Source organism: Solwaraspora sp. WMMD792, assembly GCF_029626105.1.
Lineage (GTDB): Bacteria > Actinomycetota > Actinomycetes > Mycobacteriales > Micromonosporaceae > Micromonospora_E.
Genome location: NZ_JARUBH010000009.1, coordinates 4,065,598 through 4,081,848, shown reverse-complemented (window position 1 = coordinate 4,081,848; position 16,251 = coordinate 4,065,598). Strand labels below are relative to the sequence as shown.

Sequence of the window (16,251 nt, the reverse complement as noted above, 5' to 3'; positions counted from 1 at the left end):
GTCAGAAGTCTAACCACGCGGTAGAATTTCTGCCCGACAGGTAGGCTCGGACTCATGTCATCGACCGGTCCGGACCTGGCAGGCAAGCCGCTGACGATCACCGAACGGGCGCGGCGGGCGCAGTTCGTCCAGGTGACCATCGATCTCGTCGCCGAGCACGGGTACCGAGGGGCCTCGCTGGCCCGGATCGCCGAGGCCGCCGAGGTCTCCAAGGCGGCCGTGCTCTACCACTTCCCGACCAAGGACGCCGTGCTCCGGGCCGCCTACCAGACGGTGATCGACGCGCTCACCACTGCGGTCGGCGCGGCCGTCGCCGACCAGTCGGGTGCCGCCGCGCTGTACGCGTACATCCGGGCGCTGGTCGGCCACCTCGACGCCCGTCCTGATCACGCTCGCATGATCATCGAGGCGATCACCGCCGACGCCGGGATCACCGACAGCCCGGACGACGAGGGTCGCCGGGCGGCGGTCGCGGGGTTGATCGACGCGGCGATGGCGGCCGGCGACTACCGCGCCGACGTCGATTCCCGTGGTACGGCCGTCATCGTCAACGGGGCGATCGACGCGATCGTGGCGCAGCGCCTCGCCGACCCCGGGTTCGACGCGGTCGCGGCAGCCGACACGCTTGTCGATCTGCTCGACAGGGCGCTCCGTTAGCCGGTACGCCCGGCCGGCGACCGATCGGGTTTGATCGTATTGCGAGATGGCATCTCTGTTGACGGTTGATAGGTACTGGCCTAGGCTGGCGGACACGACCACCCAGCCGCAGGAGAACGCCATGATCCGAGTTCCGCAAGGTGCTGGATTGCTGGTGCGCGGTTACGAGGAGCCGCTGCGGGTCCACCCGCCGCGCGAGGGCATGCGCCCCGGGACCGCTGCCGGGGACCCGCAGACCCCGTTCTGATTTTCGAGTACGCCCGACCGTCGCGCCCCGGCACCTGACACGCCGGGCGACACGGCGGGCACGCCACCCCTGTCCTGACCGATCCGGTCCGCGCACGCCACCGCGCGTCGCACCCGGGACACCGGCCGACTCTTCCATCAGAACCGACGACCCTCGGAGCGCATCATCATGACGACCGCAATCGACCTGGCCCCGATCTCCGGCCCGTCCGCCTGGCGCGGCGACGAGCTGAGCAAGTCCACCGAATGGATCTACCACCTCAGTGACGCCGAGCGGACCGAGCTGGAGACCGTCGGGCGCAAGTTCGTCGCCGACGACCCCGACCTGCGTACGGTCACCGCCGCCGACTACCCGCTGCCGGTCTGCGCCGGCCTCAACGCCGAATGCGCCCAGCAGATGGACTCCGGCCGCGGCTTCATCCTGGTGCGCGGGCTGCGCACCGAGGAGTACGGCGACACCCTCGCCGGCGCGATCTTCTTCCTGATGGGGCTGCACCTCGGCGTACCGATGGGGCAGAACCAGATGGGTGACGTGCTCGACCACGTCATCGCCACCTCCAACAAGACCCTCGACGACCCGTCGGCGCTGCCGTCGCGGGTGCGTGACCGGCTGCCGTTCCACTCCGACAGCTCCGACGTCGTCGCGCTGATGTGCCTGCGCGCGGCGAAGGAGGGCGGGGCGAGCAGCCTGGTCAGCGGTACCACCATCTACAACGAGATCCGGCGCCGCCGGCCGGACCTGGCGCCGCTGCTGTTCGAGCCGTGGCACTGGGACTGGTACAAGCAGGACCACGACGCCCCGGCGAAGACCTACCTGTCGCCGATCTGCAGCTACGTCGACGGCATCTTCAGCACCTACGCCGGCAGCTCGATGATCTTCTCGGCGCAGGACTACCCGGAGGTGCCCCGGCTCACCGAGGCCCAGATCGAGTTGCTGCACCTCTACGACGAGATCGCCCAGGAGCCGGGCCTGGCGCTGGACATGGACTTCCAGCCCGGCGACGTGCAGTGGCTGCTGAACTACGCCGCTCTGCACTCGCGGACCGGCTACGTCGACTACCCGGAGCCGGAGCGTCGACGGCACCTGCTGCGGCTGTGGCTCAAGCGTGACGTCGGCCGACCGCTGGTCGACGGCTTCGGCAAGAACGTGGTCACCGACCGCAGCGCGGTGGCCGTGGTGCCAGGTGGCCGGTTCAAGATCGCCGAGGCCGCCGAGCCGAACTTCGAGTGGGGCAACTGACCTCACCCGCCCAGTACGTGGACGGCCCGTCACGCTTCAATGTCGCAGCGTGGCGGGCCGTCCGCATTCAGCTGACCGGCGCCGGTGACAGGGCAGAAAGGGCGGGACCGGGTGATCCGGTCCCGCCCTTCGCCGTACCCGTTGATCAGAGGTCGAGCACCAGGCGGTCGGAGCTGCACCGGCCGACGCAGATCATCATGCTGCGGCCGGCGGCCCGTTCGTCCTCGGTGAGCAGCGAGTCGCGGTGTTCCGGCGTACCGGCCAGCACCCGGGTCTCACACGCCCCGCAGTAGCCCTTCTCACAGTCGTAGGTCAGGCCGGGCACGGCCTCGCGCAGCACCTCGATCATCCGCTTGTCCTTGGGTACCCGCAGGGTGACCCCGGTGCGGGCCAACTGGACGTCGAACTCGGTGTTGGCCGCCGGGTCGAACGCCACCTCCAGATCGTCGCCGGCGGCGAAGCGTTCCACGTGCAGCTGCCCGGTGCGTCCGGCGTCGGCGCACACCCGCTCCACCGCGTTGATCATCGCGCCGGGTCCGCAGCAGTAGACGGCGGTGCCGTCGCCGACGCCACCGATCAGCCCGGCCAGGTCAGGCAGCCCGGCCTCGTCCTGCGGCAGCAGCACGGCCCGGTCGCCGGCGAGGGCGGCCAGTTCGTCGGCGAAGGCCATCGAGGCGCGGCTGCGGCCGCCGTAGACGACCCGGTACGGCGTACCGCGCCGGCCGGCTTCGCGGACCATGGCGAGGATCGGGGTGATCCCGATCCCACCGGCGAGGAAGAGGTACTCGTCGGCGTTGACCAGCGGGAAGTGGTTACGCGGGCCGCGTACCGTCAGCGTCGCGCCGGCGGCGGCGACGGTGTGCAGCTCGACAGAGCCGCCGCGCCCAGCGGCCTCCCGCAGCACGCCGATCCGGTAGCCGCCGACGTCGGCCGGGTCGCCGCAGAGCGAGTACTGCCGGACCCGGCCGGACGGCAGCCGCACCTCCAGGTGGGCGCCGGGCGCCCAGGCCGGCAGCGGTGCGCCGTCGGCGGCGGCCAGCCGTACCTCCAGCACCTCGTCGGCGGCCCGGGTGACCGCCTCGACGACAAGTTCCCGGTCGCCGCCGGGGCGGGTGAGCGCCGGGGCACCTCCGGCCGCCGCGTCGGCGGCGCGGCGGCCGGGGGTGAACACGGCCGGGATGGCGTCCCAGCCGGTCTGGTTCCCCTTGGTGGGGTAGCCGACGAGACCGTCTTCGACGACCTGGTAGTCCGGCAGCCGGGTCAGCACCTGGGTGATCATTTCGCGGAACATCAGTCGGGCCAGGTGGGCGCCGGCGCACCGGTGGCTGCCGATGCCGAAGCTGAGGTGCCGGGTGGCGTCGCGGTCCAGCCGGACCTGCTCCGGCTCGGGGAAGACCGCTGGGTCGTGGTTGGCGGCGACCCAGGGGATCAGGATCCGTTCGCCGGCGCTGACCGGGCAGCCGCCGACCTCGGCGTCGGCGCGGGCGGTACGGGCCATCGACTGGGACGGCGCGAAGACCCGCAGGAACTCCTCGGTGGCGCCGTCGAGCAGGTCGGGTGACTCGATCAGCCGTTGCCGCTGCTCCGGGTTGCGACTCAGGTGCACCAGGGTGGAGCCGGTCAACGAGGTGGTGGTGTCCACCCCGCCGGCGATCAGCAAACCGATGACGGAGACCAGTTCGTCGACGCCGAACAGTTCGCCGTCGGGTCGGCGCTGGGCGACCAGGTAGCTGACCGCGTCGTCGGCCGGTTCGGCGCGCCGCGCGTGGATCAGCTCCCGGATCCGTTCGTCCATGTACGCCAGGCCCTGGCCGCCCCTCTTGGCGCGTTCGCTGCCGGGCAGGGCGGCGAAGATGTCGTGGATCGGCTTGGCCAGCTTGGGCCATTCCGCCTCGGGGAAGCCGAGCCAGTCGAGGGTGACGGCGGCCGGCAGCGGGTTGGTCAGGTCGCGGACGAAGTCGACCGAGCCTTCGGTGACGAAGTCGTCGATGATCCGGGTGGTGTGCCGGGCGATCATCGGGGCGAGTTTCGCGACCGCGTCCTGGGTGAGCAGCGGGTTGATCAGGTCGCGGTAGTCGCCGGCGGCCGGCGGGTCCAGCTCGATCGGGTACTGCTCCAGGCCGGGTCCGCGGGGGATGACGATGGCGGTGCCGTCGCCGCCGGCGGTGGCGCGGGCCGAGGAGAAGGTGTCGTCGTCGCGGGCGACGCGGACCACGTCGGCGTACCGGGTGGTGTAGACGAAGCCGCCGTGCGCGTCGGTCCGGCCGACTGGGCATTTGTCGCGGTACGCCCGGTAGTAGCCGACCGGGTCGGCGTTGCACTCGGCGGAGTGGTGGTCGAACGGTGCCGCGGACTGCGGGTCGGACGGACCCGCGATACGAGATTCAGTCATGGCGGGCGAGCTCCACATGTGCTGACTGCCGCGCGGTGTTTCCCAGCCGCGCCACTGGGTGTCTGGAGCCGAGGGTAATCCCACTCACATGGCGAGACAACGTTTCGCAGTGGGACACGGTCGGGTCAGAGCGTCAGGACGGCCTTGCCGACGGTGCCGGAGCGTACCGCCGCCACCGCCTCGTTGATCTGCTCGAACGGGTAGTAGCTGAGCAGTCGGTCCACCGGGAACCGGCCGGCGGTGTGCAGGTCCAGCAGCCTCGGCAGGAACACCTGGGGCAGGCTGTCGCCGCCGATGATCCCGGTGACGGTGCGCCCGTTGAGGATGCTGCGCCAGTCGAAGCTCATCTGTTCGCTGGGGCCGACCCCGACGACGCCGCACCGACCCAGCGGGCCGAGTGACTCGACCGCGGTCCGCAGCACCTCCTCGCGTCCGGTGGCGTCGATCGCGAAGTCGAAGCCGTACGGGGCGATCGCGGCGAGCAGTTCCTTCGCGTCCCCGGTGCGCGAGTCGACGCCGTGGGTGGCGCCGAGCAGGCGGGCGGTGTCCAGCTTGTCGGCGTTGACGTCGACCGCGGCGATCGTGGTGCAGCCGGCGATCCGGGCGGCCAGGATCGCCGCCACGCCGACCGAGCCGGCACCGAAGACGACGATCGACGACCCGACCGGTGGGCGGAGCACGTTGAGCACCGCGCCGGCTCCGGTGCCGAAGCCGCAGCCGAACGGCCCGACCAGCCGCAGGTCGATCTCCTTGCTGATCGGCACCACGGCGCGGGCCGGGGCGACCACGTGGCTGGCGAACGACGACTGGCCGAGAAAGTGTCCGTTGACCGGCTCGCCGTCGCGGGACAGCGCGCTGCTGCCGTCCGGGCGGCGGCCGGCGAAGTTAACCGCGTCGAAGCTGCGGCAGTACGCCGGGCTACCGGTCAGACAGAGCGGGCAGTTGCCGCACGAGGTGAAGCTCATCGCCACGTGATCGCCGGCCGAGACCCCGGTGACCCGCTCGCCGACCTGCTCGACCACGCCGGCACCCTCGTGGCCGAGCACCGCCGGGGTGGGGAAGAAGTTGGCGAACTCCAGGTCGGTGCCGCAGATACCGACGCTGTGTACGCGTACCAGCACCTCGTCCGGGCCGGGTCCGGCCAGGTCGAGCTCCTGCAGGGTGAACGGTGCACCCGCGCTGTCCAGTACCGCCGCCGTGACCCGCACGCAAATCCTCCCGGTGTACTCACAAAGCGAGACTGCATCTTGACATGCGGAACATGGAGGGTCAAGGATTCCACCATGGCTGACCTGGACATTCCCGCTGCCCGCCAGCTGATCGACGGTGCCTGGGAGGCGGCCGCCGACGGTGGCGAACTTCCGGTGCTCGACCCGGCGACCCGGCGGAGCATCCAGCCGGTCGCCCGGGCCCGCGCCGTCGACGTGGACCGCGCGGTCGCCGCCGCCCGTCGGGCCGCCCCCGGCTGGGCCGCGACCTCGCCGAGCGAACGCGGCGCCGCGCTGCGCCGGTGGGCCGACCTGATCGCCGCCCACGTCGAGGAGCTCGCCGCCCATGAGGCCCGTGACGTGGGCAAACCCCGTTCCGGCGGGCGGCTCAACATCTACATCGCGCAGGGCATCGTCGACTACTTCGCCGGCGCGGCCGACAAGCTGACCGGGGTCACCCTGCCCACCCGTACCCCTGACTACTTCGGTTACACCCGCCCGGAGCCGTACGGCGTCTGCGCGGTGGTGATCCCGTGGAACGTGCCGGCTGTGCTCACCGCCGCGAACGTCGCCCCGGCGCTGGCCGCCGGCAACACCGTGGTGCTCAAGCCGTCCGAGATCGCCCCGCTCGCCCCGTTCGCCCTGGCCGAGCTGGCCCGGCGGGCCGGCCTGCCGCCCGGGGTGCTCAACGTGGTGACCGGGCTCGGCCCGGAGGCCGGCGTGGCGCTCACCGGCCATCCGGACGTCGACCACATCAGCTTCGTCGGCTCGACCGTCACCGGCCGGGCGGTGATGCGGGCCGCCGCCGAGCACCTGGTCCCGGTGAAGCTCGAACTCGGCGGCAAGTCGCCGAACGTGGTCTTCGCGGACGCGGATCTGGACACCGCCGTGCCGGCGATCGTCGCCTCGATCACCGAGAACGCCGGCCAGAACTGCTACGCCGGCTCCCGGCTGGTGGTCGAGGAGTCGATCCGGGCGGAGGTGGTCGAGCGGGTGGCCGCCGCGATGGCCGAGGTCCGGGTCGGGTCGTGGGAGCAGGACCTGGACATGGGTCCGCTGGTCAGCCAGGCCCAGTACGAGCGGGTCCGGGGGTTTCTGGCCGAGGCGCCGGGCGCCGGGGCGCGGCTGGTCACCGGCGGGGAGTCGGCCACGGCCGCGTTCGGCGACGGCTGGTACGTGGCCCCGACCGTGTTCGACGGCGTCGACGAGACGATGCGGCTGGCCCGCGAGGAGATCTTCGGCCCGGTCCTGGCCGTGCAGGGGTTCCGGACCACCGAGGAAGCGGTGTCGATCATGAACGGCACCGACTTCGGCCTGCTCACCTGCGTCTGGACCTCCGACGTGTCCCGGGCGTTGCGGGTGGCCGGCCAGGCCCGCAGCGGCCAGGTGGCGGTCAACCAGTTCCACGACGCCGGGGTGATCGGGTTCCCGTTCAACATGCAGAAGGAGAGCGGGTTCAGCCGGGGCGGCGGGTATGCGGCGCTGCGCGAGTACACCCAGGAGAAGGCCGTCGCGGTCCGGCTGCTCGATCGATCGCCGACGTGACCGGGGCGGCCGACCTTCCGGTGCCGGTCCGGCCCCGGCTGGCTGTGGCCGCCGAACCGACGCCGGCCCAGTTCGCCCAGTGGCTGACCGACCTCGCGTTCGGCGGTGCCGGCTGGCCGGTGCTGCTGGCCCGGCTGGCCGAGGCCACCGGCCATGGTTGCCGGCTGGTCGCCGAGACCGGGGAGCTGCTGGCCACCAGCCACGACCCCGGCGACGACACCAGCGCCAGCGCCGCCACCAGCGGCACGGCCAGTGGTGTCACGGCCGCCGCCAACTGCGGCAGCGCCGTCGCCGACCCGGGCGCGCTGCGCGGCGACCGGGTGCGGTGCGTCGACGGCTGGCTCGGCCGGTCGGTGCCGGTCGGGTCCGGCAGCCGCCGGCTCGGTGTCCTGCTGCTGGCCGAGCCGGTCGGGACCGGCCAGCTCGACTACGCCCGGGCCGCGGTCACCGCGTTGCTCATCGAGGCGGTACGCCGGGAGCCGCCGCAGCCGCCGGCGCCGGTGGGTGCCGACGGGCTGCTACTGGCCCTGCGGGACGGCTCCGGTGACCGGTCCCCGGCCGGTCAGGCCGACCTGGTGCGCGCCGCGGCGGCGTACCGGTGGCGGCTGGACCAGCCGCATGCGGCGGTGGCACTCGGCTACACCGGCACCCAGCGCCGCCGGTGGGCATCCGCGTTGACCTGGCTGGACCGGCCGGTGCTGGCCGACGGCCGGCTGGGCTGGACCCTGCTGCAGGGTGACGCCGAGCGGGAGGTGGCCCGGCTGCGCGGCCGGTTGGAGCAGATCGTCGGTGCCGGCCAGGTCCGGGTGGCCGGCGGCCGGTCGGTGACCGGCCCGGCCGCGACCCCCGACTCGTTCCGGGACGCCCGGCTGCTGCTGCGGCTGCTGCTGCGCCGCAGCCCGGCGGCGGCGGAGTCGGCCGAGCTGCCGTTCGAGCGGGCGGGTCTGGCGCAACTGCTGCTGGCCGTGCCGCAGGAGCGGCTGCGCTGGTACGTGGACCGGCACCTGGGGCCGATCGCGCAGCGCGACGACCTGCTCCGCACCCTGGACCACTGGTTGGCGACCGGGGGGAGCAGGCAAGCTGTGAGTGAACAACTACATCTGCACCGTAACTCCGTCGGCTACCGGGTGGGTCTGATCAAGCGGCTGCTGGGGGTGGATCCGTTGCATCCGTCGACCGCCGCTGTGCTGCGTACCGCGCTGGTCGCGCGGGAGCTGCTGATCGTCGCCGGCGACGGCGGATAACCGCAGGTCGATGGCGACTTCCGCCCGGTTGCGCCGGCCTGGATCACGGGCACGTTACGTAGCTGAGCCAGTTTCGGTCGAGGCGTTGACAGGTCGCCGGAGCGCAGGCAAAGTACGTCGCTAAGCAGCGCGAATCACAATGCAAGACGGCATATTGTTTGGTAGACCGGTGGAGGCAAGGGTGCGAGCGATGGTTCAGACCGACTTCGGTGGCCCCGAAGTCGTACGGCCGCGCGCCCTGCCGGACCCCGAGCCCGGCCCGGCCGAGGTCGTCGTCGCCGTCACCGCCGCCGCGCTGAACCGTCTCGACCTGCTGCAGCTGCGCGGGCCCGGCCTGCTCCCCGGCTTCACGCTGCCGCACGTCGCCGGCATGGACGTCGCCGGACAGGTGGTCGCCACCGGCGCCGAGGTCGGCACGCTGCGCACCGGCGACCGGGTCGTGCTCGACCCCACCATCGGCTGCGGGCACTGCGCCGCCTGCGTCGGCGGCAACCCCGGCTACTGCGCCACGCTGCGCGTCGTCGGCGGCAACCGACCCGGCGGCTTCGCCGAGTACGTCGCCGTACCGGCCGCCGTCGCCCACCGGGTCCCCGACCACGTCGACCTCGCCGACGCCGCCGCACTGCCCACCGCCTGGAGCGTCGCCTGGCACGCCCTGCACCGGGTCGGCACCCTGCGCTCCGGCGAATCCGTGGTGATCCAGGCCGCCACCAGCGCGGTCAGCATCGCCGCCATCCAGCTCGCCCGCGCCAGCGGCGCCTGGGTGATCGCGGTGGCCCGCAGCGAAGCCAAACGGGCCGCCGCCGTCTCCCTCGGCGCCGACGTGGCGCTCGACCTGGACGACCGGACCGCCGCCGAGGTCCGGGAGCACACCGGCGGGCACGGCGCCGACCTGGTCCTGGACCACGTCGGTGCGGCCACCTGGGACAGCTCCCTGGCCAGCCTGCGCACCGGCGGCCGGCTGGTGCTGCTCGGCAACACCAGCGGCGACCAGGTCAGTCTGTCCCTGGCCCAGGTCTACCACCAGGGTCTGCGCCTGCTCGGCGCCGGCGCGTACGCCCCGGCCGACTTCGCCGCCATGCTCGACGCCTACTTCGCGGGCGGGCTGCGGGTGGTCCGGGGAGCCGAATATCCGCTCGCCGACCTGCCCGCGGCGTACGCCCGGCTGGAGTCCGGTGACCTCGTCGGCAAGATCCTGATCCGGCCATGACCACGCCCGCGGCCCTGACCGCCGACTCCGGACCCGGCACCGCCCGCGCCGACCTGCTGGTCGTCGACGCCGACATCGTCACCATGGCCCCCGGCCGGGAGGTGGTCACCGGCGGTGCGATCGCGGTGGTCGACGGCCGGATCGCCGACATCGGCCCGACCGGTGCGCTGCGGGTCGCGTACCCGCACACCCCGGAGCTCGACGCGGCCGGCTGCCTGGTGGTCCCCGGTCTGGTCAACGCCCACCAGCACACCACCGCCGACCCGCTGATCCGCAGCGGCATCCCCGACGACGTCCCCGCCCAGCAGGCGATCTTCGACTGGATCGTGCCGCTGCACGCCGCCGTCACCGGCGACGACGACGAACTCTCGGCCACCCTCACCGCCGTCGAGGCGCTCAGCTACGGCGTCACCACCCTGCTCGAACCGGGCACCGTGGCGCATCCGCTGCGGGTCGCCGCCGGGCTGCGCGCCGCCGGCATCCGGGGCCGGGTCGGCCGCTGGGGCTGGGACACCGCCGACGCCCCGTACTCGATGCCGGCCGCCGACACCCTCGACGCCCAGGCCGAGACGGTCACCGCGCTGGCCGGCGACCGGCTGGTCACCGGCTGGGTCACCCTGGTCGGCCACGATCTGGTCAGCGACGAGCTGTTCACCGGTGCCGCCGAGCTGGCCGAGCGACTCGACGTGCCGATGACCTGGCACCTGTCGCCGAGCGCCGAGGACCCGGCCGGGTACGCGGTCGCCGGCCGTCCCCGTCCGGTGCTGCACCTGCGTGACCTCGGCGTGCTCGGCCCCCGTCTGCTGCTCGGCCACGCCGTCTGGCTCGACGACGACGAACTCGACGCGCTCGCCGGCAGCGGCACCGCCGTCGCCTCCTGCCCCGGTGCCTACCTGCGGCTCGGCCAGGGCTTCACCCGGGCGGGCCGGCACACCGAGCTGCGGCGGGCCGGCGGCCGGCTGGCGTTGGGCTGCGACTCGCACAACGCCGGCGACACCCCGGACGTGTGGCGGGCGGCCCGGCTCTTCGCCGGGCTGGACCGCGACCGCGGCGCGGCCGAGCCGCTACCCGCCGACGAGATCTTCGCCCTGGCCACCGTCGACGGCGCCGACGCCGTCGGGCTGGGGCGGTTGACCGGTTCGATCGAGGTCGGCAAGGCCGCCGATCTGGTCGTACTGGACACCCGCACCATCGCGTGGACCCCACGCGGGGACCTGGCCACCCAGCTCGTCTGGGGCGCGGCCAGCCACACCGTGCGGGACGTACTGGTCGACGGCCGGCCGGTGGTCCGGGACCGACGGATCACCACCGTCGACGTCGACGCCCTGCGGGCTGAGGTCGCGTCGCGCGGCGCGGACCTGCTCCGCCGGGCCGGCATCGACATCCCCCATCGCTGGCCTGCCGTGCCGGCGACCGAGTACCGCGCGCACCGGACCGGACCGGCCGGCGCGACGCCCCCAAGGTGAAAGGAACAGCTGTGACAATAAGGATCGGAAAGGGTGCGGCGGCGCTGCTCGCCGGCGCCGTCAGCCTCGCCCTGGTCGGCTGCGCCGACAACGACGCCACCGCGCCGGACCCCGCCGGCTCCGAGGGCGGCGGCACCGTCATCGCCGGCCAGCCGGACGTCAACGGCGACGGCAAGGTGCTGATCGGGGTGCTCAGCCCCGGTGACATCAATGACAACGGCTACTACGAGAGCTTTGTCGCCGAAGCCGAGCGGTTCGCCAACGAGCAGGGCTGGGAGGTCATCAAGCGGGGCTCGGTGCCGCCGACCGAGGCGCTCAGCTCGGCCCGGGCGCTGTGCCAGCAGGGCGTCGACATGGTGGCGCTGGGCGCCTCCGAGCTCAAGGACGCCATCCCCGCCTCCGAGGAGCCGGCCTGCGAGAACGTCGCCTGGTACGTGCCGTCGTCGGAGAACATCCCGCAGACCCCGGAGATCGTCATCTCCAGCGACGACCCGAACCAGAGCATGCTCGCCGCCGGGTACGCCACCGGTCTGCTGATGGAGGAGAACGGCGACACCAAGGCCGGCTTCGTCACCGGCATGGAGGTCGACTTCGCGATCAACGCCGCCCGGGCCTTCAAGGCCGGGATCCGGATGGTGGTCCCCGAGGCCGAGCTGGTGATCACCTACACCGGTGACTTCAACGACTCCGCAAAGGCCCGGGAGGCCGTGCAGGCGCAGATCGACCAGGGCGTCAGCGTGGTCTACCCGTACCTCGGTGGGGCCACCGACGCCGCAACCGAACTTGCCAACGAGGGCGGCGCGATCACCCTGACCCCGGGCACCGACCGGTGTGACTCGACCGAGCCGAAGTTCGACATCTCGGTCATCTTCGACCCGGGTGCCTACTTCGCCGCCGCGCTGACCCTGTTCGCCGAGGGCGAGCTGGAAATGGGCACCACCAAGGTGTGGCAGATCGGCATCGACCCGTACCCGGCGATCAAGATCTGCGACCCGACGGCGGAGCAGACCGAGCGGATGGAGGCCTTCGTCACCGACGTGGCGGAGGGCAACATCGACACCGCCGCCGAGGTGGAGCGGCTCGGCGGCTGACCCGCCACCGACCGCACATCGGAAACCACTTGCTGACCCGACTATCGAGGTGGAACGGACTGTGCACACCGACGACCACACGGCGCCGGCGCTCACCCTGCGCGGAGTGAGCAAGCGCTACGGTCCGGTCGTCGCCTGCGACGCCGTGGATCTCGCCGTACGACCCGGCGAGATCCACGGCCTCCTCGGCGAGAACGGGGCCGGCAAGTCGACCCTGATGAAGATCCTGCTCGGGCTGGTGCACCGGGACGCCGGCAGCATCCTGCGCGGCGGCGAGCCGGTGGAGATCGACACCCCGCAGCGGGCGGCCGATCTGGGGCTGGGCATGGTGCACCAGCACTTCAGCCTGATCGACCCGCTCACCGTCTGGGAAAACGTGATCATGGGCGACAGCGGCCGGGTCGACAAGGGCGCCGCCTGCGCCCAGGTCGAGCAGGTCGCCCAGCGGTACGGCCTGCCGATCGACCCGATGGCCCGGGTGGACCGGCTCTCCGCCGGGGAACGGCAGCGGGTCGAGCTGATCAAGTGTCTGCGCCGCGACCCGTCGGTGCTGATCCTGGACGAACCGACATCGGTGCTCACCCAGGCCGAGTCGGCCGAGCTGTTCACCGTGCTGCGCCGGGTGGTGCAGGCGGAGAACCGGGCGGTCATCCTGATCAGCCACAAGCTGGCCGAGATCATCGCGGCCACCGACCAGGTCACCGTGCTGCGCCGAGGGGCGGTCGTCTTCCACGGGCCGACCGCGCAGACCACCCCGCAGCTGCTGGCCCGGCAGATGGTCGGCCGGGAGGTGTCGCTGCGGGCGGAGAGCGCCGCGCTGGGCATGCTGCCGGTCGAACGTTCCGGCGACCAGCCGGCAGGGGACCAACCAGCAGATGACCGGCCGGCCGGGGACCAGCCGGCGGGGCGAACCGCCGACGGACCGGCCGAGCCGGCGACAGCAGGTTCCCCGCCGGTGCTGCGACTGCGCGACGTCACCGTGCTCCTCGGCGAGCTGCGGATCCTCGACGCCCTCAACCTCGACGTCGCACCGGGCGAGATCGTCGGCCTGTACGGCGTCGAAGGCAACGGTCAGGCCACCCTCGGCGATCTGCTCTCCGGGCTGCTGGTGCCCGACTCCGGCACGGTCGAGATCGGCGGCGAGCCGGTCGACCTCGAGCGGGCCGGCGCGCTGCACACCGCCGGACTCGGCATCGTGCCCGAGGACCGGCACCGCTCCGGCGTGGTGCTGGACATGACCATCGCCGAGAACCTGGTAATGAAGTCGCTGGCCGGGGTCTCCGGCACCGGCGGGGTACTCAGCCGGCGGCGGATCCAGCAGATCGCCCGGCAGCGGATGACCGAGTTCAACATCATCGCCCCGTCCCCGGACACCCCGGTACGCAGCCTCTCCGGCGGCAACCAGCAGCGGGTGGTGCTGGCCCGGGAGTTGTCCGCCGGACCCAAGGTGCTGATCGCCGCCCAGCCCACCCACGGGCTGGACGTCGGCGCGATCGAAGACATGTACGTGCGGCTGCGGCAGGCCGCCGCGGAAGGGGTGGCGGTTTTGCTGATCTCCACCGAACTCGAAGAGGTGATGGCCCTGTCCGACCGGGTGGCGGTGATCTCCTCGGGTCGGATCGTCGGGGTGCTCGACCCCGCCGAGGCCACTGCGGAACGCCTCGGGATGCTGGTCGGCGGGGTGAGCCACTGATGGCCACCCTGACCGGTCCGGACCCGGCCGGCCGGCGGCTGCTGGCCCGGCTCACCCCCGGCCCCGGCGGCTGGCAGGTCACCGCGGCGACGGTGGTCACGGTCGCCGTCGCCCTCGGCCTGTCCGCGTTGCTGATCGCGGTCACCGGCGGCTCGCCGAGCGCCTCAGTACAGGCGCTCTACCAGGGCAGCATGGCCAGTCCGCGAGCATGGAGCAACTCGCTGCTCTACGTCGCGCCGCTGCTGCTGGTCGCGGTCGGCGCCTGCGTCAGCGCCCGGTCCGGCTTCTTCAACATCGGCCAGGAGGGCCAGGTGCTGATCGGGGCGCTGGCCGGCGCCTGGGTCGGCCTGCGACTCGCCCTGCCCGGACCGCTGCTGCTGGTCGTCGTGCTGCTCGCCGCGTTGCTCGCCGCCGGCGGCTGGGCCGGGCTGAGCGCGCTGATGTACCGCTTCCGAGGGGTCAACGTGGTGGTCAGCACGCTGCTGATGACCTTCCTGGCCCAGCAGTTGGTGGCGTTCGCGGTCAACACCCCGTGGCTGCTGCAGGAGTCCCGGCTGGGCACCGGGGTGGTCTCGCCGCAGTCCAACCCGCTGCCGGAGAACGCCCGGCTCGCCTCCCTCGGCGAGTACCCGAACCTGCAGGTCAACGGGGGTTTGATCCTGGCCGTCCTGATCGCGGTGGCGATCAGCCTGGCGATGACCCGGACCCGGTGGGGGTTCCGGCTCAAGATGCTCGGGCTCAACCCGGTCACCGCCCAGCACGCCGGGGTCCGGGTCGGTGCCCTCGGCGGGATGGCCCTGGCCATCTCGGGAGCCTTCGCCGGGCTGGCCGGCGCGCTGCTGCTGACCAGCCCGATCGGCAGCCACCGACTGCAGCCGGGGATGTCGTTGAACCTCGGCTGGGACGGCCTGCTGGTCGCCCTGGTCGCCCGGAACAATCCGTTGCTGGCCGTCCCGGTCGCGGTGCTGTTCGGCGTGCTGCGCGCCGGAGCCAGCTTCCTGGCCGCCACCGGGGTGCCGTCGTTCCTGGTCGACGTGGTCAAGGCGCTGCTGGTGCTGGCGTTCGTGGCGCCGCCGGCGGTGATCGCCCTGCTGCGCCGGCGGCGGGCCGGCGGCCAACCGGCCGGCACTCCGCCGCCGACCGGCGGTCTGCCGACCCCGACGCCGTCGACGGGGGAACCCGCGGCAACCGGCACCGAGGTGCCGGCGATCGACGTCCCGGAGGCGTCCGGTAGCGACAAGACCGGTAGCGAGAAGACCGGTAACGGGCCGACCGGTAGGGAGAAGACCACCATGGAAGGCAGGCCGGCATGAGCGCCGCCGACAACATCGCCACCATTCTGTCCAGCGGGGCGCGGCTGACCATCCCGTTGGCCTTCGCCGCCTGCGGCGAGTACGTGGCGCAGCGCGCCGGCACGCTGAACATCTCGGTCGAGGGCATGATGCTCGGCGCGGCGTTCGGCTCGATCGCGGTGGCCAGCGCCACCGGCAGCGCCACCATCGGGCTGGCCGCCGGTGCCCTCGTCGGCGTGCTGGTCGCCGTGCTGCACGCCAACCTGTCGCACCGGGCCCAGATCAACACGTTCGTCGTCGGTCTGGTGCTCAACGCGCTGGTGCTCGGCCTGACCAGCTACCTGATCACCATCAGCAGCTTCACCGGGCACCAGGTGTGGCGGGTGGACATCCCGGTGCTGCGCGACATCCCGATCATCGGACCGATGCTGTTCGTGCAGCGCTGGCCGGCGTACCTGCTGCTGATCGCGATACCGCTCACCTGGTGGCTGGTGGAGCGCAGCCGGTGGGGCCTGGAGCTGCGGGCGGTCGGGGAGAACCCGCAGGCCGCCGACGTCAGCGGGATCCGGGTCAACCACCGGCGCCGGCAAGCGCTGCTGTTCTGTGGTCTGCTCGCCGGGCTGGGCGGTGCCTACCTGGCGGTGGGTGAGGTCGGCTCGTTCAACCAGAACATGACCGCCGGCCGTGGCTACCTGGTGATCGCCGCGGTGATCTTCGGTGCCTGGCGGCTCGGTCGGACCATGGTCGGCTGCGCGGTGTTCGGCCTCGCCGACGCGATGCGGCTGGCGCTGCCGGCGCTCGGGGTGACCATCAACTCGCAGCTGCTCATCGCCGCACCGTACCTGCTGGCGCTGCTGGCCATGCTGGTCTTCGCCACCCAGCACCGGGAACCGAGAGCGCTGGCCAAACCATTCCAGCGGGGCACCACCTAGTCGGCGACCTGACTACCGGCGCGCCCGGCTCAGCG

The 16,251-nt window shown here is 72.5% G+C and carries 13 protein-coding genes; 11 read left to right on the top strand and 2 right to left on the bottom strand.

Translation table 11 applies throughout. The annotated features are described in order from the left end of the window. The first annotated feature begins 54 nt into the window (after positions 1-54). The 3 genes from O7629_RS19330 (at position 55) to O7629_RS19320 (ending at position 2,143) form a co-directional block, all read left to right on the top strand. Positions 55-657, top strand: coding sequence for a TetR/AcrR family transcriptional regulator (locus O7629_RS19330; protein ID WP_278170821.1), 603 nt, complete (start codon positions 55-57; stop codon positions 655-657). A 121-nt stretch (positions 658-778) separates the two neighbouring features. Continuing rightward, the gene (locus tag O7629_RS19325) at positions 779-904 is read left to right on the top strand and encodes a hypothetical protein (protein ID WP_255500449.1); all 126 of its coding nucleotides are present in this window, start codon (positions 779-781) and stop codon (positions 902-904) included. Positions 905-1,072: 168 nt separating this feature from the next. Beyond that, positions 1,073-2,143 (top strand): TauD/TfdA family dioxygenase, encoded by a 1,071-nt coding sequence (locus tag O7629_RS19320; protein ID WP_278170819.1) that lies wholly within the window; start codon positions 1,073-1,075, stop codon positions 2,141-2,143. A gap of 145 nt (positions 2,144-2,288) precedes the next feature. Here O7629_RS19320 and O7629_RS19315 read toward each other — a convergent pair whose 3' ends face one another. Further along, positions 2,289-4,535: a cytochrome P450 gene (locus tag O7629_RS19315; RefSeq protein ID WP_278170817.1), complete on the bottom strand. Its 2,247-nt coding sequence runs from the start codon at positions 4,533-4,535 to the stop codon at positions 2,289-2,291. A gap of 125 nt (positions 4,536-4,660) precedes the next feature. Then, complete coding sequence (locus tag O7629_RS19310; RefSeq protein WP_278170816.1) at positions 4,661-5,743, bottom strand: NAD(P)-dependent alcohol dehydrogenase; 1,083 nt, start codon at positions 5,741-5,743, stop codon at positions 4,661-4,663. 75 nt (positions 5,744-5,818) lie between these two features. On the opposite strand from O7629_RS19310, the gene O7629_RS19305 reads away from it, so the two are divergent. The 8 genes from O7629_RS19305 to O7629_RS19270 all read left to right on the top strand — a co-directional run bounded on the left by O7629_RS19305 (position 5,819) and on the right by O7629_RS19270 (position 16,216). Further along, positions 5,819-7,288 carry an aldehyde dehydrogenase family protein gene (locus O7629_RS19305; RefSeq protein ID WP_278170814.1) on the top strand — a complete coding sequence of 490 codons (1,470 nt, stop codon included), beginning with the start codon at positions 5,819-5,821 and terminating at the stop codon, positions 7,286-7,288. Further along, positions 7,285-8,532: a helix-turn-helix domain-containing protein gene (locus O7629_RS19300; RefSeq protein ID WP_278170812.1), complete on the top strand. Its 1,248-nt coding sequence runs from the start codon at positions 7,285-7,287 to the stop codon at positions 8,530-8,532. The genes O7629_RS19305 and O7629_RS19300 overlap by 4 nt, the downstream gene beginning before the upstream one ends. Before the next feature lie 190 nt (positions 8,533-8,722). Continuing rightward, positions 8,723-9,742, top strand: a complete 1,020-nt coding sequence (locus tag O7629_RS19295) for a zinc-binding dehydrogenase (protein ID WP_278174591.1) — start codon at positions 8,723-8,725, stop codon at positions 9,740-9,742. Next, on the top strand, positions 9,739-11,208 hold the full coding sequence (locus O7629_RS19290) for an amidohydrolase family protein (protein ID WP_278170811.1): 1,470 nt from the start codon (positions 9,739-9,741) through the stop codon (positions 11,206-11,208). Before O7629_RS19295 ends, O7629_RS19290 begins: the two co-directional genes overlap by 4 nt. Before the next feature lie 11 nt (positions 11,209-11,219). Beyond that, positions 11,220-12,299, top strand: a complete 1,080-nt coding sequence (locus O7629_RS19285) for a BMP family ABC transporter substrate-binding protein (protein WP_278170810.1) — start codon at positions 11,220-11,222, stop codon at positions 12,297-12,299. A gap of 49 nt (positions 12,300-12,348) precedes the next feature. Beyond that, positions 12,349-13,992 carry an ABC transporter ATP-binding protein gene (locus O7629_RS19280; RefSeq protein ID WP_278170809.1) on the top strand — a complete coding sequence of 548 codons (1,644 nt, stop codon included), beginning with the start codon at positions 12,349-12,351 and terminating at the stop codon, positions 13,990-13,992. Further along, positions 13,992-15,305 (top strand): ABC transporter permease, encoded by a 1,314-nt coding sequence (locus O7629_RS19275; RefSeq protein ID WP_278170808.1) that lies wholly within the window; start codon positions 13,992-13,994, stop codon positions 15,303-15,305. Before O7629_RS19280 ends, O7629_RS19275 begins: the two co-directional genes overlap by 1 nt. Continuing rightward, a complete protein-coding gene (locus O7629_RS19270) occupies positions 15,302-16,216 on the top strand; it encodes an ABC transporter permease (RefSeq protein ID WP_278170807.1) in 915 nt (304 codons plus the stop codon). Before O7629_RS19275 ends, O7629_RS19270 begins: the two co-directional genes overlap by 4 nt. Positions 16,217-16,251: the final 35 nt, after the last annotated feature.

What these genes read in the sequence shown, in the direction of transcription:
- O7629_RS19295 (WP_278174591.1), top strand. Translation starts at nt 8,723, where the DNA reads ATGGTTCAGACCGACTTCGGTGGCCCCGAAGTCGTACGGCCGCGCGCC.
- O7629_RS19275 (WP_278170808.1), top strand. Translation starts at nt 13,992, where the DNA reads ATGGCCACCCTGACCGGTCCGGACCCGGCCGGCCGGCGGCTGCTGGCC.
- O7629_RS19315 (WP_278170817.1), bottom strand. Translation starts at nt 4,535, where the DNA reads ATGACTGAATCTCGTATCGCGGGTCCGTCCGACCCGCAGTCCGCGGCA.
- O7629_RS19325 (WP_255500449.1), top strand. Translation starts at nt 779, where the DNA reads ATGATCCGAGTTCCGCAAGGTGCTGGATTGCTGGTGCGCGGTTACGAG.
- O7629_RS19320 (WP_278170819.1), top strand. Translation starts at nt 1,073, where the DNA reads ATGACGACCGCAATCGACCTGGCCCCGATCTCCGGCCCGTCCGCCTGG.
- O7629_RS19290 (WP_278170811.1), top strand. Translation starts at nt 9,739, where the DNA reads ATGACCACGCCCGCGGCCCTGACCGCCGACTCCGGACCCGGCACCGCC.
- O7629_RS19305 (WP_278170814.1), top strand. Translation starts at nt 5,819, where the DNA reads ATGGCTGACCTGGACATTCCCGCTGCCCGCCAGCTGATCGACGGTGCC.
- O7629_RS19270 (WP_278170807.1), top strand. Translation starts at nt 15,302, where the DNA reads ATGAGCGCCGCCGACAACATCGCCACCATTCTGTCCAGCGGGGCGCGG.
- O7629_RS19330 (WP_278170821.1), top strand. Translation starts at nt 55, where the DNA reads ATGTCATCGACCGGTCCGGACCTGGCAGGCAAGCCGCTGACGATCACC.